At 58.2% G+C, this 17,993-nt stretch carries 12 protein-coding genes and 1 tRNA gene; all 13 read left to right on the forward strand.

Annotated elements, in window-relative coordinates; genetic code table 11:
• Positions 1 to 74: 74 nt before the first annotated feature.
• A tRNA-Trp gene (locus EOS_RS04035) sits at positions 75 to 150 on the forward strand.
• Between the two features lie 34 nt (positions 151 to 184).
• Entirely contained in the window at positions 185 to 565 is a 381-nt protein-coding gene (secE, locus tag EOS_RS04040; RefSeq protein ID WP_047845327.1) for a preprotein translocase subunit SecE, read from the forward strand.
• A 1-nt stretch (position 566) separates the two neighbouring features.
• The gene (gene nusG / locus EOS_RS04045) at positions 567 to 1,124 is read left to right on the forward strand and encodes a transcription termination/antitermination protein NusG (protein ID WP_047845328.1); all 558 of its coding nucleotides are present in this window, start codon (positions 567 to 569) and stop codon (positions 1,122 to 1,124) included.
• Between the two features lie 156 nt (positions 1,125 to 1,280).
• On the forward strand, positions 1,281 to 1,712 hold the full coding sequence (gene rplK / locus EOS_RS04050) for a 50S ribosomal protein L11 (protein WP_031361595.1): 432 nt from the start codon (positions 1,281 to 1,283) through the stop codon (positions 1,710 to 1,712).
• A complete protein-coding gene (rplA, locus tag EOS_RS04055) occupies positions 1,713 to 2,408 on the forward strand; it encodes a 50S ribosomal protein L1 (RefSeq protein WP_047845329.1) in 696 nt (231 codons plus the stop codon).
• A 299-nt stretch (positions 2,409 to 2,707) separates the two neighbouring features.
• Positions 2,708 to 3,238, forward strand: a complete 531-nt coding sequence (gene rplJ, locus EOS_RS04060) for a 50S ribosomal protein L10 (RefSeq protein ID WP_047845330.1) — start codon at positions 2,708 to 2,710, stop codon at positions 3,236 to 3,238.
• Positions 3,239 to 3,315: 77 nt separating this feature from the next.
• Positions 3,316 to 3,684, forward strand: a complete 369-nt coding sequence (gene rplL, locus EOS_RS04065; RefSeq protein ID WP_031361592.1) for a 50S ribosomal protein L7/L12 — start codon at positions 3,316 to 3,318, stop codon at positions 3,682 to 3,684.
• Between the two features lie 366 nt (positions 3,685 to 4,050).
• Positions 4,051 to 8,157 carry a DNA-directed RNA polymerase subunit beta gene (gene rpoB / locus EOS_RS04070; protein WP_047845331.1) on the forward strand — a complete coding sequence of 1,369 codons (4,107 nt, stop codon included), beginning with the start codon at positions 4,051 to 4,053 and terminating at the stop codon, positions 8,155 to 8,157.
• Between the two features lie 21 nt (positions 8,158 to 8,178).
• On the forward strand, positions 8,179 to 12,426 hold the full coding sequence (gene rpoC / locus EOS_RS04075; RefSeq protein ID WP_047845332.1) for a DNA-directed RNA polymerase subunit beta': 4,248 nt from the start codon (positions 8,179 to 8,181) through the stop codon (positions 12,424 to 12,426).
• Positions 12,427 to 12,618: 192 nt separating this feature from the next.
• Complete coding sequence (recQ, locus tag EOS_RS04080) at positions 12,619 to 14,466, forward strand: DNA helicase RecQ (RefSeq protein WP_047845333.1); 1,848 nt, start codon at positions 12,619 to 12,621, stop codon at positions 14,464 to 14,466.
• A gap of 206 nt (positions 14,467 to 14,672) precedes the next feature.
• On the forward strand, positions 14,673 to 15,053 hold the full coding sequence (gene rpsL / locus EOS_RS04085; RefSeq protein ID WP_035935550.1) for a 30S ribosomal protein S12: 381 nt from the start codon (positions 14,673 to 14,675) through the stop codon (positions 15,051 to 15,053).
• A 179-nt stretch (positions 15,054 to 15,232) separates the two neighbouring features.
• Complete coding sequence (rpsG, locus tag EOS_RS04090; RefSeq protein ID WP_031361587.1) at positions 15,233 to 15,703, forward strand: 30S ribosomal protein S7; 471 nt, start codon at positions 15,233 to 15,235, stop codon at positions 15,701 to 15,703.
• Positions 15,704 to 15,836: 133 nt separating this feature from the next.
• Positions 15,837 to 17,939, forward strand: a complete 2,103-nt coding sequence (gene fusA, locus EOS_RS04095; protein ID WP_047845334.1) for an elongation factor G — start codon at positions 15,837 to 15,839, stop codon at positions 17,937 to 17,939.
• Positions 17,940 to 17,993: the final 54 nt, after the last annotated feature.

The following is a 17,993-nucleotide window of genomic DNA, read 5'->3' on the forward strand; positions in this document are numbered from 1 at the left end:
TCGAGCAAAGCCAGAAATTGCTCGATAGTCTGTAGTTTTCGGGGTTGGCGAAGTCGCCGACCCCAAAATGGTTTAGGGGTATAGCTCAACTGGCAGAGCGTCGGTCTCCAAAACCGAAGGTTGGGGGTTCGATTCCCTCTGCCCCTGCCACAATCTTGCGTCTCAGGGCGCTGTTTAAGGTGTTATGGCGAATCCTTCCGTCGAAACTGTAAATACTTCCGGCGACAAGTTGATGTTGACCGCGGGCGTATTGTTGGTATTGGCCGGGTTCGTAGGTTTCTTCTGGCTGAGTGGCCAGGAGTGGTACGTTCGCGGCGCCGCGCTTGCTGTCGGTTTGATCGCGGGTGTTGCGGTCGGTCTTCTCTCCGCACCGGGAAAGGGTTTTATCGCCTTTGCCAAAGATTCGTACAAAGAAGTCCGTAAGGTGGTGTGGCCGACGCGTAAGGAAGCCACGCAAACCACGCTGGTGGTCTTTGCATTTGTGCTGATCATGGCGATCTTCTTGTGGCTTAGCGATAAGTCGATCGAGTGGGTGATATTCTCGGTAATTCTGGGTTGGAGATGATATGAGCGAAGCACCAGCATCACCGAGCGGAAAACGTTGGTACGTCGTGCACGCCTACTCCGGTATGGAGAAAAGCGTGCAACGTGCGCTTCAGGAGCGTATCGACCGTGCTGGCATGCAGGATCAGTTTGGCCAAATCCTCGTCCCGACCGAAGAGGTTGTGGAAGTGAAGGGTGGTCATAAATCTGTGACTGAGCGTCGTTTCTTTCCGGGCTATGTGCTCGTTGAAATGGAGATGACGGACGAAACGTGGCATCTGGTAAAAAATACCGCCAAGGTGACGGGTTTTGTCGGCGGGGCGCGCAATCGTCCGAGCCCCATCTCTCCGCGTGAAGTGGAAAAGATCATGTCGCAGATGCAGGAGGGCGTGGAAAAACCGCGCCCGAAAACCCTGTTCGAAGTGGGCGAGATGGTTCGGGTCAAGGAAGGCCCGTTCACAGACTTCAACGGCAACGTCGAAGAAGTGAATTACGAAAAGTCACGGGTTCGTGTATCCGTCACCATTTTTGGACGCTCGACGCCAGTTGAACTGGAATTCGGTCAGGTCGAAAAGGTTTAAAAGCATTCGTTTTTCGCCGCGCTCGAGGTGTTAACTTCGTAGCGCGGTTCGCGCTTACAGTCCGCGTTATGGCTGTTGAGGAGCGTCAGTAGCCGTTTTTGGCGAGCGCGCGTTATCACTCACCGAACGCTCACGCGTTCTGCAGAGGTTTTCAACATGGCAAAGAAAATCATCGGCTTTATCAAACTGCAGATTCCTGCAGGTAAAGCCAATCCGTCACCGCCGGTTGGTCCGGCACTGGGCCAGCGCGGCCTGAACATCATGGAGTTCTGCAAGGCGTTTAACGCGCAGACTCAAGCGATGGAGCCGGGTCTGCCGGTGCCGGTCGTTATTACGGCATTCGCGGACAAGAGCTTCACGTTCATCATGAAGACGCCGCCGGCTACCGTTCTGATCAAGAAGGCAGCGGGTATCGCGAAGGGTTCGCCGAAGCCGAACGCCGACAAGGTCGGCAACATCACGCGCGCTCAGGCTGAGGAAATCGCAAAGACCAAGATGCCTGACCTGACTGCAGCGAATCTGGACGCAGCGGTTCGTACGATCGCCGGCAGCGCCCGCTCAATGGGCATCACCGTGGAGGGCGTGTAAATGGCTAAGCTTTCTAAGCGTCTTCAAGCGTTGGCCACCAAGGTCGACCGTATGAAGCTGTATCCCGTCGACGACGCTCTTTCGATTGTCAAAGAGTGCGCAAGCGCTAAGTTCGATGAATCGATCGACGTGGCTGTGCAGCTGGGCATCGATGCAAAGAAGTCGGACCAAGTGGTTCGCGGCTCGGTCGTGTTGCCCGCGGGCACCGGCAAGTCGGTTCGCGTTGCTGTGTTTGCGCAAGGTGAAAAGGCTGAGCAGGCTCGTGCAGCTGGCGCAGAAATTGTCGGCATGGAAGACCTGGCTGAGCAAGTCAAGGCCGGTAACCTGAACTTTGACGTCGTGATCGCTTCGCCGGATACGATGCGCGTTGTCGGTACGCTCGGTCAGATTCTCGGCCCGCGCGGCCTGATGCCGAACCCGAAGGTCGGTACCGTCACCGCTGATGTTGCGCAAGCTGTTCGCAACGCCAAGGCTGGTCAGGTGCAGTTCCGCGTCGACAAGGGCGGGATCATCCACGCAACCATCGGCCGTGCTTCGTTCGAGCCGGCGTCGTTGCGTCAGAATTTGTCGGCACTGGTGGAGGCCCTTCAAAAGGCCAAGCCGGCGACCAGCAAGGGCGTGTACCTGCGCAAGATCGCATTGTCGAGCACCATGGGTGTCGGCGTGCGTGTCGATCACGCTACGCTCTCGCAGTAAAGAATCATGCGTTGGTTCACGCGATCTCGTGTGAGCCAACGTTAAGGGCTTTGGGCGGTTGCAAGCCGCAGTTCGGCGAGCAGCCGGTTGTCAAAGACCGTTGGCGGAAGCGCAGTAGTTGGGCGTGACCTTAATGTAAGCCAACGCAGATGGCGAACCCGGAACAGTTTTGGTGTGGTTGAAGTCGGTTGTCACGTGCCGTGAGGTACGCACCAGCCGGTCGAAATACTCCTGACAGGTCGGACGCCGTTGTTGAACGCGGTGCGCTAAGTTGGCGCATCGAATCTGGAGGTTTAACCGTGCCACTGAACAAAGAAGACAAGCAGGCAGTTGTCGCTGAAGTCGCCGCGCAAGTTGCGAAGGCTCAGACGATGGTGCTCGCTGAGTATCGTGGAATTGCGGTTGGCGATCTGACCAAGCTGCGCGCAAAGGCTCGCGAGCAACAAGTGTATCTCCGCGTGTTGAAAAACACGTTGGCGCGTCGCGCCGTGGAAGGTACGCCGTTCGCTCCGCTGGCCGAGCAGATGACCGGTCCTCTGATCTACGGCATCTCGGAAGATGCAATTGCTGCTGCCAAGGTCGTTAATGACTTCGGCAAAACCAATGACAAGTTGATCATCAAGGCCGGTTCCTACGAAGGCAACGTGATGGACAAGGCGGCTGTGCAAGCACTCGCCAACATCCCGAGCCGCGAAGAACTGCTCTCCAAGTTGTTGTACGTCATGCAAGCCCCTGTTGCTGGCTTCGCGCGCGCCCTGGCCGCGCTCGCCGCGCAAAAGGGTGGCGGCGCTGAAGCTCCGGCTGAAGCTGAACCGGAAGTTGCTGCTTAACGCGTACTGCGCTTGGTTGCCTGGTTAGGCTTACAAGATCGCTGGCTGTATCCGAATTCAATTTAGGAGTATTTCAAATGGCAATCGCAAAAGATGACATCCTCGAAGCAGTAAGCTCGATGTCGGTTCTGGAATTGAACGAGCTGGTCAAGGCGTTCGAAGAGAAGTTTGGCGTGTCGGCTGCAGCAGTTGCTGTTGCTGGCCCTGCTGGCGCTGCTGCTGTCGTTGAAGAGCAGACCGAGTTCACGGTGAACCTGGTCGAAATCGGCGCAAACAAGGTGTCGGTGATTAAGGCTGTTCGCGAACTGACGGGTCTTGGCCTGAAGGAAGCGAAGGACCTGGTTGACGGTGCACCGAAGCCTGTTAAGGAAGCGGTACCGAAGGCTGCTGCTGAAGAAGCGAAGAAGAAGCTGGAAGAAGCAGGCGCGAAGGCTGAAATCAAGTAAGTTTCGCTGCGCTTTGCTAAGGCTGGCGGTCTATGACCGCCGGCCTTTTTCTGCTTTGTGGGGACAATGTTTTGAGTCGCCGGTTTCGGCAACAATAACCTCACAGAAGCCAAAGAAAAACATCGGCGGGACGATTTTGCCGATTCTTTTCTTTGTCTTCTGAAGCGACTGCAGAAGGCAAGTTTGGTCGGGTAGCGGGAAACATAGGCATCCGCTGCCGTCAGCCAGCGGTTGGTAGCGGCCAACCACCAAGCTTCTAGGCTCGTCGTCCCTCCCCGGGCGTATGACGAGTCTCAGTCGGTGAACACCGGGTCGTGTCATCGAGGTATCCCGCCTCGGCAACGCCCGCCGTGATTCGGAGATCGTATGCAATATTCCTTCACCGAGAAGAAGCGTATTCGCAAGAGTTTCGCGAAACGCCCCATCGTTCACCAGGTTCCCTTCTTGCTGGCAACCCAGCTTGAATCATTCAGCACATTTCTGCAAGCCGAGACCATCGGGACTCAGCGCAAGGCAGAAGGACTGCAAGCAGCATTTTCGTCGGTGTTCCCGATCGTTTCGCACAACGGGTTTGCGCGCCTCGAATTCGTCAGCTACATGCTCTCGCCGCCGGCATTCAACATCAAGGAATGTCAGCAGCGTGGCCTGACGTACTGTTCCGCCTTGCGCGCCAAGGTGCGTCTGGTACTGCTCGACAAGGAATCGCCGAGCAAGCCGGTCGTCAAGGAAGTGAAGGAACAGGAAGTCTACATGGGCGAAATGCCGCTCATGACGCCGACCGGTTCGTTCGTCATCAATGGCACGGAACGCGTGATCGTGTCCCAGCTGCATCGTTCGCCTGGCGTGTTCTTCGAGCACGACAAGGGCAAGACGCACAGCTCGGGCAAGCTGCTTTTCTCGGCTCGTATCATCCCTTACCGTGGCTCGTGGCTCGACTTCGAATTCGATCCGAAGGACGTGCTGTATTTCCGCGTCGACCGTCGCCGGAAAATGCCGGTGACGATCCTGCTGAAGGCCATCGGCCTGACGCCGGAACAGATCCTCGCGAACTTCTTCGTATTCGATAACTTCGCCCTGATGGGTGAAGGCGCGCAAATGGAATTCGTGCCGGAGCGTCTACGCGGTGAAGTCGCGCGCTTCGACATCCAGGATCGCGAGAACAACGTCATCGTCCAGAAGGACAAGCGGATCAACGCGAAGCATATTCGCGACCTCGAAGCCGCGAAAACGAAGTTCATCTCCGTGCCGGAAGACTATTTGCTCGGCCGCGTGCTGGCGAAGAATGTCGTGGACGGCGAAACGGGCGAAGTGATTGCCAACGCCAACGACGAGATCACGGAAACCGTGCTCGAGAAGCTGCGCGAATCGAAGGTCAAGGACATTCAGACGCTCTACACGAACGATCTGGATCAGGGTCCGTACATTTCGTCGACGCTGCGTATCGACGAAACCGCTGACCGCATGGCTGCACGTATCGCGATTTATCGCATGATGCGTCCGGGCGAACCGCCGACGGAAGAAGCCGTTGAAGCGCTGTTCAATCGCCTGTTCTACAGCGAGGACGCATACGACCTGTCGAAGGTAGGTCGTATGAAGTTCAATCGCCGCGTGGGCCGCGACGAGATCACCGGCTTGATGACGCTGCAGGACGACGACATCCTCGCGACCATCAAGATTTTGGTTGAGCTGCGTAACGGCAAGGGCGAAGTCGACGACATCGATCACCTGGGCAATCGCCGTGTGCGTTGCGTGGGTGAATTGGCTGAGAACCAGTTCCGTGCGGGCCTCGTGCGCGTGGAACGGGCTGTGAAGGAACGTCTGGGACAGGCTGAAAGTGAAAACCTGATGCCGCACGACCTGATCAACTCGAAGCCGATTTCGTCCGCGATTCGCGAGTTCTTCGGTTCGTCGCAGTTGTCGCAGTTTATGGACCAGACGAACCCGCTGTCGGAAATCACCCACAAGCGCCGGGTTTCGGCTCTTGGACCGGGCGGTTTGACGCGTGAACGCGCAGGCTTTGAGGTCCGCGACGTGCATCCGACCCACTACGGCCGCGTGTGCCCGATTGAAACACCGGAAGGTCCGAACATTGGCCTGATCAACTCGCTGGCGCTGTACGCGCACTTGAACGAATACGGTTTCCTCGAGACGCCGTATCGGAAAGTAGTGGACGGCAAGGTGACCGATCAGATCGATTACCTGTCCGCGATTGAAGAAGGCCGCTACGTGATCGCTCAGGCGAACGCGTCGCTGGGCGAAGGCGGCACGCTGACCGATGAACTCGTTTCGTCGCGTGAAGCGGGCGAAACGCTGATGGTCACGCCGGACCGTATCCAGTACATGGACGTGGCGCCGTCGCAGATCGTCTCCGTTGCTGCTTCGCTGATTCCGTTCCTCGAACACGATGACGCGAACCGCGCATTGATGGGCTCGAACATGCAGCGTCAGGCTGTGCCGTGTCTGCGTCCGGAAAAGGCGGTGGTCGGTACGGGTATTGAGCGTACGGTGGCGGTCGACTCGGGTACGACGGTTCAGGCGGAGCGCGGCGGTATCGTGGATTACGTCGATGCTGGCCGTATCGTGATTCGCGTGAACGACGATGAAGCGGTTGCCGGCGAAGTCGGTGTCGACATCTACAACCTGATCAAGTACACGCGTTCGAACCAGAACACGAACATCAACCAGCGTCCGATCGTAAAGGTCGGCGACAAGGTGGGTCGTGGCGACGTGGTGGCTGACGGTGCATCGACCGATCTGGGCGAGCTCGCGCTTGGCCAGAACATGCTGGTCGCGTTCATGCCGTGGAACGGCTACAACTTCGAAGATTCGATCTTGATCTCGGAGAAGGTTGTTGCTGAAGACCGTTACACGTCGATCCACATCGAAGAACTGAATGTGGTCGCACGCGACACGAAGCTCGGACCGGAAGAAATCACGCGCGACATCTCGAACCTGGCTGAAGTGCAACTCGGCCGTCTTGATGAGTCGGGCATTGTGTACATCGGCGCTGAAGTGGAAGCGGGCGACGTGCTGGTCGGTAAGGTCACGCCGAAGGGCGAAACCCAGCTGACGCCGGAAGAAAAGCTGCTGCGCGCGATCTTCGGTGAGAAGGCGTCGGACGTGAAGGATACGTCGCTGCGCGTGCCGTCGGGCATGAGCGGCACGGTGATCGACGTGCAGGTGTTCACGCGCGAAGGCATTACGCGTGACAAGCGTGCACAGCAGATTATCGATGACGAACTGAAGCGTTATCGCCTGGACTTGAACGACCAGCTGCGCATTGTGGAAGGCGACGCGTTCTCGCGTCTCGCCCGTATGCTCAACGGCAAGGTCGCGAACGGCGGTCCGAAGAAGCTGGCCAAGGGCACGAAGATCGACCTGCCGTACCTGGAAGATCTGGATCACTACCACTGGTTCGACATCCGCCTCGCGGACGAAGAAGCAGCGGCTCAGCTCGAAGCCATCAAGGACTCGATCGAACAGAAGCGTCACCAGTTCGATCTGGCGTTCGAAGAAAAGCGCAAGAAGCTCACGCAAGGCGACGAACTGCCGCCGGGCGTGCTGAAGATGGTCAAGGTCTATCTGGCTGTGAAGCGTCGCCTGCAACCGGGCGACAAGATGGCCGGCCGTCACGGTAACAAGGGTGTTGTGTCGAAGATCGTGCCGATCGAAGACATGCCCTACATGGCCGATGGCCGTCCGGCCGACGTCGTGCTGAATCCGCTTGGCGTGCCGTCACGGATGAACGTGGGTCAGATTCTTGAAGTGCATCTGGGCTGGGCCGCGAAGGGTCTCGGATGGCGTATTGGCGAAATGCTGCAGCGTCAGACCAAGATTGAAGAGTTGCGTGCTTTCCTGACCAAGATCTACAACGAGTCGGGCCGTAAGGAAGAGCTGGAAAACTTCACCGACGACGAAATCGTCGAACTGGCGAAGAACCTGCGCGAAGGTGTTCCTTTCGCAACGCCAGTGTTCGATGGCGCGACGGAAGGCGAAATGGAACGTGCGCTGGATCTGGCGTTCCCGGATGACATCGCGAAGCAGTTGGGCATGACGAAGTCGAAGAATCAGGTGCAGTTGAGCGACGGCCGCACGGGTGAACCGTTCGAACGGACGGTCACGGTGGGCTACATGCACTACCTGAAACTGCATCACCTGGTCGACGACAAGATGCACGCCCGTTCGACCGGACCGTACTCGCTTGTCACGCAGCAGCCGCTGGGTGGTAAGGCGCAGTTCGGTGGCCAGCGTTTCGGTGAGATGGAAGTGTGGGCGCTCGAAGCATATGGCGCTTCGTACGTGCTGCAAGAAATGCTGACTGTTAAGTCGGATGACGTGGCGGGTCGTACCAAGGTGTATGAAAACCTGGTCAAGGGTGACCACGTGATCGACGCCGGCATGCCTGAGTCGTTCAATGTGTTGGTGAAGGAAATCCGGTCGCTCGGTATCGACATCGACCTGGACCGGAACTAATCGGACTACTGGAGAGACGCAATGAAAGCTCTGCTCGATCTATTCAAGCAAGTCCAACAACCTGAAGTATTTGACGCGATCAAGATCGGTCTGGCCTCGCCGGACAAGATTCGTTCGTGGTCCTTCGGCGAAGTGAAGAAGCCTGAAACCATCAACTACCGGACGTTCAAGCCGGAACGCGATGGCCTGTTCTGCGCCAAGATTTTTGGCCCGATCAAGGACTATGAGTGCCTGTGCGGCAAGTACAAGCGCCTGAAGCACCGCGGTGTGATCTGCGAAAAGTGCGGCGTTGAAGTCACGCTCGCCAAGGTGCGTCGCGAACGGATGGGCCACATTGAACTGGCCTCGCCGGTTGCGCACATCTGGTTTTTGAAGTCGCTGCCGTCGCGTCTGGGCATGGTGCTCGACATGACGCTGCGCGACATCGAGCGCGTGCTGTATTTCGAAGCATACGTAGTGATCGAACCGGGCATGACGCCGCTGAAAGCGCGGCAGATCATGACGGAAGAGGATTACTACAATAAGGTCGAAGAATACGGCGACGAATTCCGTGCCGAGATGGGTGCGGAAGGCGTGCGTGAGCTGCTGCGCGCGATCAACATCGACGAACAGGTCGAAGTGCTGCGCACCGAGCTCAAGAACACGGGTTCGGAAGCGAAGATCAAGAAGTACGCGAAGCGCCTGAAAGTGCTCGAGGCATTCCAGCGTTCGGGCATCAAGCCGGACTGGATGGTGCTGGAAGTGCTGCCGGTGCTGCCGCCGGAACTGCGTCCGCTCGTGCCGCTCGACGGCGGCCGTTTCGCGACGTCGGACCTGAACGACTTGTATCGCCGCGTGATCAACCGGAACAACCGGTTGAAGCGTCTGCTCGAGTTGAAGGCGCCTGAAATCATCGTTCGCAACGAAAAGCGGATGCTGCAGGAAGCCGTCGATTCGCTGCTCGACAACGGTCGTCGCGGCAAGGCAATGACCGGCGCGAACAAACGTCCGCTGAAGTCGCTCGCTGACATGATCAAGGGTAAGGGCGGTCGTTTCCGTCAGAACTTGCTCGGTAAGCGCGTTGACTATTCGGGCCGTTCGGTGATCGTGGTGGGTCCGACGCTCAAGCTGCATCAGTGCGGTCTGCCGAAGCTCATGGCGCTCGAACTGTTCAAGCCTTTCATCTTCAACAAGCTGGAAGTGATGGGCGTGGCTACGACCATCAAGGCCGCGAAAAAGGAAGTCGAGAATCAGACAGCCGTGGTGTGGGACATCTTGGAAGAGGTGATCCGCGAGCATCCGGTCATGCTGAACCGCGCGCCGACGCTGCACCGTCTTGGCATTCAGGCTTTCGAGCCGGTGCTGATCGAAGGTAAGGCGATCCAGCTGCATCCGCTCGTTTGCGCGGCGTTCAACGCCGACTTCGACGGTGACCAGATGGCCGTTCACGTGCCGCTGTCGCTGGAAGCGCAGATGGAAGCGCGCACGCTGATGCTGGCGTCGAACAACGTCTTGTTCCCGGCGAACGGCGATCCGTCGATCGTGCCGTCGCAGGATATTGTGCTGGGTCTTTACTACGCATCGCGTGAAGCGGTGAATGGCAAGGGCGAAGGCATGACGTTCACGGGCGTATCGGAAGCGATTCGCGCGTACGAGAACAAGGAAGTCGAGCTGGCGTCGCGGGTAAATGTCCGGATTACGGAAAATATTCACAACCCGGATCAAAGCGAAGGCGCACCGAAGTTCGTGCCGAAGATCACGCTGTACGCAACCACCGTTGGCCGTTCTATTCTGTCGGAAATTCTGCCGCCAGGACTGCCGTTCTCGGTGCTGAACCGTCCGCTGAAGAAGAAGGAAATTTCGCGCCTGATCAACACGGCATTCCGCAAGTGCGGTCTGCGCGAAACGGTGATCTTCGCCGACCAGCTGATGCAGATGGGTTTCCGTCTGGCTACGCGCGCCGGTATTTCGATTTGCGTCGACGACATGCTCGTGCCGCCGCAAAAAGAACAGATCGTCGGCGATGCAGCCAAGAAGGTGAAGGAATACGACCGTCAATACATGTCGGGTCTCGTCACCTCGCAAGAGCGCTACAACAACGTGGTCGACATCTGGTCGGCAACGTCAGAAGCGGTCGGCAAGGCGATGATGGAGCAGTTGGCTACGGAACCCGTGGTCGACCGCGACGGCAATCAGACGAAGCAGGAATCGTTCAACTCGATCTACATGATGGCCGACTCGGGCGCTCGTGGATCCGCTGTTCAGATTCGTCAGCTGGCCGGTATGCGTGGCCTGATGGCGAAGCCGGACGGCTCGATTATCGAGACACCTATCACGGCGAACTTCCGTGAAGGCCTGAACGTGTTGCAGTACTTCATCTCGACGCACGGTGCACGTAAAGGCCTGGCCGATACGGCGTTGAAGACGGCGAACTCGGGTTACCTGACGCGTCGTTTGGTTGACGTGACGCAGGATCTGGTCGTGGTCGAAGACGACTGCGGCACGACCAACGGCGTTGCCATGAAGGCGTTGGTTGAAGGCGGTGAAGTCGTCGAAGCGTTGCGTGACCGGATTCTCGGCCGCGTGACGGTGGCTGACGTCGTCAATCCGGAGACGCAGGAAACGCTGTACGAATCGGGCACGTTGCTCGATGAAGACATGGTCGATGAAATCGAACGTCTGGGTATCGACGAAGTGCGCGTGCGCACGCCGTTGACCTGCGAAACGCGTTACGGCCTGTGCGCTTCGTGCTATGGCCGCGACCTGGGTCGTGGCTCGCGCGTGAACGTGGGCGAAGCGGTGGGTGTGATCGCGGCGCAGTCGATCGGCGAACCGGGCACGCAGCTGACCATGCGTACGTTCCACATCGGTGGCGCGGCGTCGCGTGCGGCTATTGCCTCGTCGGTTGAAGCGAAGTCGAACGGCACGGTGCGTTTCACGGCAACAATGCGTTACGTCACGAATGCGAAGGGCGAGCAGATCGTCATCTCGCGTTCGGGCGAGGCGATCATTGCCGACGACCTCGGTCGTGAGCGCGAACGTCACAAAATCCCGTACGGCGCAACGTTGCTGCAACTCGACGGCGCGCAGATCAAGGCTGGTGCACAACTGGCTCAATGGGATCCGTTGACCCGTCCGATCATCACCGAGTGGGGCGGTACGGTGAAGTTCGAAAACGTCGAAGAAGGCGTGACGGTAGCGAAGCAGATCGACGATGTGACGGGCCTTTCAACGCTCGTCGTGATCGACGTGAAGCGTCGCGGTTCGCAAGCGGCGAAGAGCGTTCGTCCGCAAGTGAAGCTGCTTGATGCGCAAGGCGAAGAAGTCAAGATCCCGAACACCGAGCATTCGGTGCAGATCGGCTTCCAGGTTGGCGCACTGATCACTGTGAAGGACGGTCAGCAAGTGCAGGTCGGTGAAGTGCTGGCACGTATCCCGGTTGAAGCGCAGAAAACGCGTGACATTACCGGTGGTCTGCCGCGCGTGGCCGAACTGTTCGAAGCGCGCTCGCCGAAGGACGCCGGCATCTTGGCGGAAGTCACGGGCACGACGTCGTTCGGTAAGGACACGAAGGGCAAGCAGCGTCTGGTCATTACCGACGTGGAAGGGGAACAGCATGAGTTCCTGATCACGAAGGAAAAGCAAGTGCTGGTGCACGACGGTCAGGTCGTCAACAAAGGCGAAATGATTGTCGATGGCCCGGCCGACCCGCACGACATTCTGCGTTTGCAGGGTATCGAAGCGCTGGCTCGCTACATCGTGGACGAAGTGCAGGACGTGTACCGTCTGCAGGGCGTGAAGATCAACGACAAGCACATCGAAGTGATCGTGCGTCAGATGTTGCGCCGCGTGCAGATCGTCGACAACGGCGATACGCGTTTCATCATGGGCGAACAGGTTGAGCGTTCGGACATGTTGGACGAGAACGACCGGATGGCTGCGGAAGACAAGATCCCCGCGACCTACGAGAACGTGCTGCTGGGTATTACGAAGGCATCGCTCTCGACCGATTCGTTCATCTCGGCGGCTTCGTTCCAGGAAACGACGCGCGTGTTGACCGAAGCGGCCATCATGGGCAAGCGCGACGATTTGCGCGGTCTGAAGGAAAACGTGATCGTCGGCCGTCTGATTCCGGCCGGTACGGGTCTCGCGTTCCACAAGGCACGCAAGAGCCGCGAGCTGTCGGATCGTCAACGTTTCGACCAGATTGCAGCGGAAGAATCGTTCGATTTCGGTACGCCCGAAACCGCACCTGCAGCACCTGCGGAACAGCAGCATCCGGCGGAGTAAGTTCTGGAGTTCGGGCCTTTTTACAGGTCCGGGCTTTTACGGCTGATCTGCTAGTACAAGAAGCCGCCCGGTTCATACTGGGCGGCTTTTTTTTGCTCTATCGATTGGCTAACGTTGAGTCATGCGCCCGTCTTGGGCCCGTGTCGTTGGTAAAATCGGGGCACTCACGCTCTGGCGCACTCCGTCTCCTCCATGTCCCGTTCGCTCGAAATTCTCAAGGAAGTATTTGGCTACCCCGCTTTTCGGGGGCAGCAGGGCGATATCGTCGATCATGTGGCCGCGGGCGGAGATTCGCTCGTGCTGATGCCGACCGGCGGCGGAAAGTCGCTGTGTTATCAGATTCCAGCGTTGCTGCGGCGCGAGGCGGGGTTTGGCGCAGGGATCGTTGTGTCACCGTTGATTGCGTTGATGCAGGATCAGGTCGCCGCGTTGAGCGAAGTCGGTGTACGTGCTGCGTGCCTCAATTCGACGCTGACGGGCGCCGAAGCCTCTGCGACCGAGCGGGCGTTGCGCAACGGTGAGATCGACCTGCTGTATGTCGCGCCGGAGCGCTTGATGACGCCGCGATTTCTCGAATTGATCGAGAGCGTGCGCATCGGCCTGTTTGCTATTGATGAAGCGCATTGCGTATCGCAATGGGGGCACGACTTCCGGCCGGAATATATTCAACTGTCGGTGTTGCATGAGCGGTTTCCATCGGTGCCGCGGATCGCGCTGACCGCTACCGCCGACGCCATCACGCGCGATGAAATCGTGCATCGTCTGGCTTTGGACAATGCACGTATTTTCGTCTCGAGCTTCGATCGTCCGAATATTCGGTATCGGATTGTGGAGAAGGACAATGCGCGCGCGCAATTGCTCGATTTCATCCGCGCCGAGCATACGAATCCTGACAAAACCACAGACGCCGGCGTGATCTATTGCTTGTCGCGGCGCAAGGTGGAAGAGACCGCCGACTGGCTCAAGGGTCAGGGTGTACGTGCGCTGCCATATCACGCGGGCATGGAGTACGAAACGCGTCAGCGGCACCAGGAAATGTTCAAGCGCGAAGAGGGCATCGTGATGTGCGCGACGATTGCTTTCGGCATGGGTATCGACAAGCCAGACGTGCGGTTCGTGGCGCATCTGGATTTACCAAAAAGCGTGGAAGGCTACTATCAGGAAACTGGACGCGCGGGCCGGGACGGCATGCCGGCGAACGCGTGGATGGCGTACGGTCTCGGCGACGTGGTGCAACAGCGCAAGATGATCGACGAATCAGACGCCGACGATACCCACAAACGCATGCAGGGCGGCAAGCTCGACGCGCTGCTCGGGCTGTGTGAAGCGGCGTCTTGCCGGCGCGTGCGCTTGCTTGGCTATTTCGGTGAAGCGAGCCAACCATGCGGGAATTGCGACACCTGCCTCGAGCCGCCGGAATCGTGGGACGCGACTCGCGAGGCGCAGATGGCACTGTCCTGCGTGTATCGCGCGTTTAAGGCGAGCGGATTTCACTTCGGTGCCGGCCACCTGATCGATATCCTGCGCGGTAGCCGATCCGAAAAATTGCTCCAGCGCGGCCACGAAAAGCTGTCGACGTTCGGACTTGGCGCGGCTTTGTCCGAACAGGAATGGCGCGCCGTTTTTCGCCAACTGGTGGCGTTCGGTTATCTCGCAGTCGACCATGACGGCTTTGGTGCGCTGATCCTGACCGAAGCCAGCAAGGCTGTGCTGAAGGGCGAGCAGGCAGTTACGCTTCGAAAGTACGTCAAGCCGACGCGCACCCGGCAGTCTTCGAGCCGAACGGGCGAGCGCGCCGATCCGACCGCAGGTATGTCGCCACGCGTCAAAGCACGCTGGGAAAGGCTGCGCGCATGGCGTGCGAGCATGGCGAAGAGCGATGGCGTGCCGGCCTACGTGATTTTCCACGATGCAACGCTCGCCGAAATCGCACGCAACGAGCCGGATTCCATCGAGGATCTGAGCCAGATTCCTGGCATCGGAGCGCGAAAACTCGAGCGTTTTGGCAGCGAATTGCTTGAGGTGGTCGGCGCAAACTAGCTTTTAATGCACATGACCAGCCTCGATCGACACCCAAGCTGTTGACCGCATTGGGAATTTCAGATTATGATGCTAGGTTCTCGTTCTTGGATCTGCTAAGGGGATTCCCCTCGCATGCATGAGCAAGAATCGGAAAGTTCGATGCGTAGTCCGTTTTGCTTTGCCCGAAACGGGGGCGTCGATTTTGATCAATTTAGGAATAGACAATGCCAACCATCAATCAATTGGTTCGCAAAGGCCGCGCTTCAGAAACAGTGAAGAGCAAGTCGCCGGCTTTGCAGGACTGCCCGCAGCGTCGCGGCGTGTGCACTCGCGTGTACACGACGACGCCGAAGAAGCCGAACTCGGCACTTCGTAAAGTTGCAAAAGTTCGTCTGACGAACGGTTTCGAAGTCATTTCGTACATCGGTGGTGAAGGCCACAACCTGCAGGAACACTCGGTCGTGCTGATTCGCGGCGGTCGTGTGAAAGACTTGCCGGGTGTGCGTTACCACATGGTTCGCGGCTCGCTGGATACCCAGGGCGTCAAGGATCGTAAGCAAGCTCGCTCGAAGTACGGTGCGAAGCGCGCTAAGGCTGGCAAGTAAGTTTTTGCTGGTCGAGTTGTACAGGTTGCCCGTAAAGGGCGTTCAAGCGGTGGTGCCGGAAGTGCCGGTGCTGTCGAGTAAGTGGTCACCCGGCCAAGCTGGTTAGTCGATAGATGGATCGGGTTTGTTGGTGACCGCGGGGCTGATATGGCTCCAACTGAAAAATCAAAGGAAGAAACATGCCGCGTCGTCGCGAAGTCCCCAAACGGGACATTTTGCCGGATCCGAAATTCGGCAACGTAGATGTAGCCAAGTTCATGAACGTGATCATGCTGTCGGGCAAGAAGTCGGTTGCCGAGCGTATCGTTTATGGCGCTTTTGAACAGATCCAGACCAAGGGTGGCAAGGACCCGCTGGAAGTGTTCACGGGTGCGCTCAACAACGTCAAGCCGGTCGTCGAAGTGAAGAGCCGTCGCGTTGGTGGTGCGAACTATCAAGTTCCAGTCGAAGTGCGTCCGTCGCGTCGTATGGCATTGGCGATGCGTTGGTTGCGCGAAGCTGCGAAGAAGCGCAGCGAGAAGTCGATGGCCCTGCGTCTGGCAGGTGAGCTTTCGGAAGCCGCGGAAGGCCGCGGCGGCGCGATGAAGAAGCGCGACGAAGTTCACCGGATGGCAGAAGCCAACAAGGCGTTCTCGCACTTCCGCTTCTAAGGCTGTTTTTAGGCCTCCCGACCTGGGACGAACGGAAAACCTCCGGGCGGGTGCGCTTACAAAGCGCCTCGCCCGTTTGTGTTAGGGCGCGACTGGCATGTGCTGGTTGCGTCGACCCAATTAAGGATTCAAAGTGGCTCGCAAGACACCTATCGAGCGCTACCGTAATATCGGTATTAGCGCTCACATCGATGCCGGCAAGACGACGACGACCGAGCGCATCCTGTTTTACACCGGCGTGAACCACAAAATCGGTGAAGTTCACGACGGCGCAGCAACGATGGACTGGATGGAGCAGGAGCAGGAGCGCGGCATCACCATCACGTCGGCAGCAACGACGGCCTTCTGGAAAGGCATGGCTGGCGACCGCCCCGAGCACCGCATCAACATCATCGACACCCCGGGACACGTTGACTTCACCATTGAAGTTGAACGCTCCATGCGCGTGCTCGACGGTGCGTGCATGGTTTATTGCGCTGTGGGCGGCGTTCAGCCCCAGTCGGAAACCGTGTGGCGCCAGGCCAACAAGTACAAGGTTCCCCGTCTCGCGTTCATCAACAAGATGGACCGTACCGGCGCGAACTTCTTCAAGGTCTATGACCAGCTCAAGCTGCGTCTGAAGGCGAACCCCGTTCCTGTCGTGGTGCCAATCGGCGCAGAAGACACGTTCACGGGTGTGGTCGACCTGATCAAGATGAAGGCGATCATTTGGGACGAAGCGTCCCAGGGTACCAAGTTCTCGTACGAAGAAATCCCGGCTGCGTTGCAGGATACGTGCGATGAATGGCGTGAAAAGATGGTTGAAGCCGCGGCTGAAGCCAACGAAGAAATGATGAACAAGTACCTCGAAACGGGCGAGTTGTCCGAAGCGGAAATCTTGAAGGGTCTTCGCGACCGTACGATCGCTTGCGAAATCCAGCCGATGTTGTGCGGTACTGCGTTCAAGAACAAGGGCGTGCAGCGTATGCTCGATGCGGTGCTCGACTTCCTGCCGTCGCCGGTCGATATTCCGCCGGTTCTGGGCGAACTCGAAGACGGTGAGCGTGCTGAGCGTCGTGCCGCTGACGACGAAAAGTTCTCGGCACTCGCGTTCAAGATCATGACCGACCCGTTCGTCGGCCAGTTGATCTTCTTCCGCGTGTATTCGGGTATGACGAAGTCGGGCGACACGCTGCTGAACGCGACCAAGGACAAGAAGGAACGCCTTGGCCGTATTCTGCTGATGCACGCGAACCAGCGCGAAGAAATCAAGGAAGTGCACGCAGGCGACATCGCCGCTGCGGTTGGCTTGAAAGACGCGACCACTGGCGACACGCTGTGCGATCCGGCACATCCGATTGTTCTGGAACGCATGATTTTCCCGGAGCCGGTGATTTCGCAGGCCGTGGAACCGAAGACCAAGCCTGACCAGGAAAAGATGGGCCTCGCGCTCAACCGCCTGGCTCAGGAAGATCCGTCGTTCCGCGTTCAGACCGACGAAGAGTCGGGCCAGACCATCATTTCGGGTATGGGCGAGCTGCATCTGGAAATTTTGGTCGACCGCATGAAGCGCGAATTTGGCGTTGAAGCAACCGTCGGCAAGCCGCAAGTTGCGTATCGCGAAACGATCCGCGGCAAGGCTGAAGACGTTGATGGCAAGTTCGTCAAGCAGTCGGGCGGCCGCGGTCAGTACGGCCACGCAGTCATTACGCTTGAGCCGAATGAGCAGGGCAAGGGCTACGAGTTCCTGGACGAGATCAAGGGCGGTGTGATTCCGCGCGAGTACATCCCGGCTGTGGACAAGGGCATTCAGGAAACGCTGAAGGCGGGCGTGCTGGCTGGTTTCCCGGTGGTCGACGTGAAGGTTCACCTGACCTTCGGTTCGTACCACGACGTTGACTCGAACGAAAATGCGTTCCGCATGGCAGGTTCGATGGCGTTCAAGGAAGCGATGCGCCGTGCGAACCCGGTCATCCTCGAACCGATGATGGCTGTGGAAGTCGAAACGCCGGAAGACTACATGGGCAACGTGATGGGCGACCTGTCGAGCCGTCGCGGTATCGTCCAGGGTATGGAAGACATGATTGGCGGCGGCAAGATCGTGCGCGCTGAAGTCCCGCTGTCGGAAATGTTCGGCTACTCGACGTCGCTGCGTTCGGCGACGCAAGGTCGCGCTACGTACACGATGGAATTCAAGCACTATTCTGAAGCTCCGCGAAACGTGGCAGAAGCGATCATCAACGCGAAATCCAAGTAATTCGGCAAGCCGAAAGTCTTTAACCGATCCAACATTTTTGAAAGAAGGCAATCA

The sequence above is a fragment of the Caballeronia mineralivorans PML1(12) genome (assembly GCF_001028175.1).
In the GTDB taxonomy this organism is placed as follows: Bacteria; Pseudomonadota; Gammaproteobacteria; order Burkholderiales; family Burkholderiaceae; genus Caballeronia; species Caballeronia mineralivorans.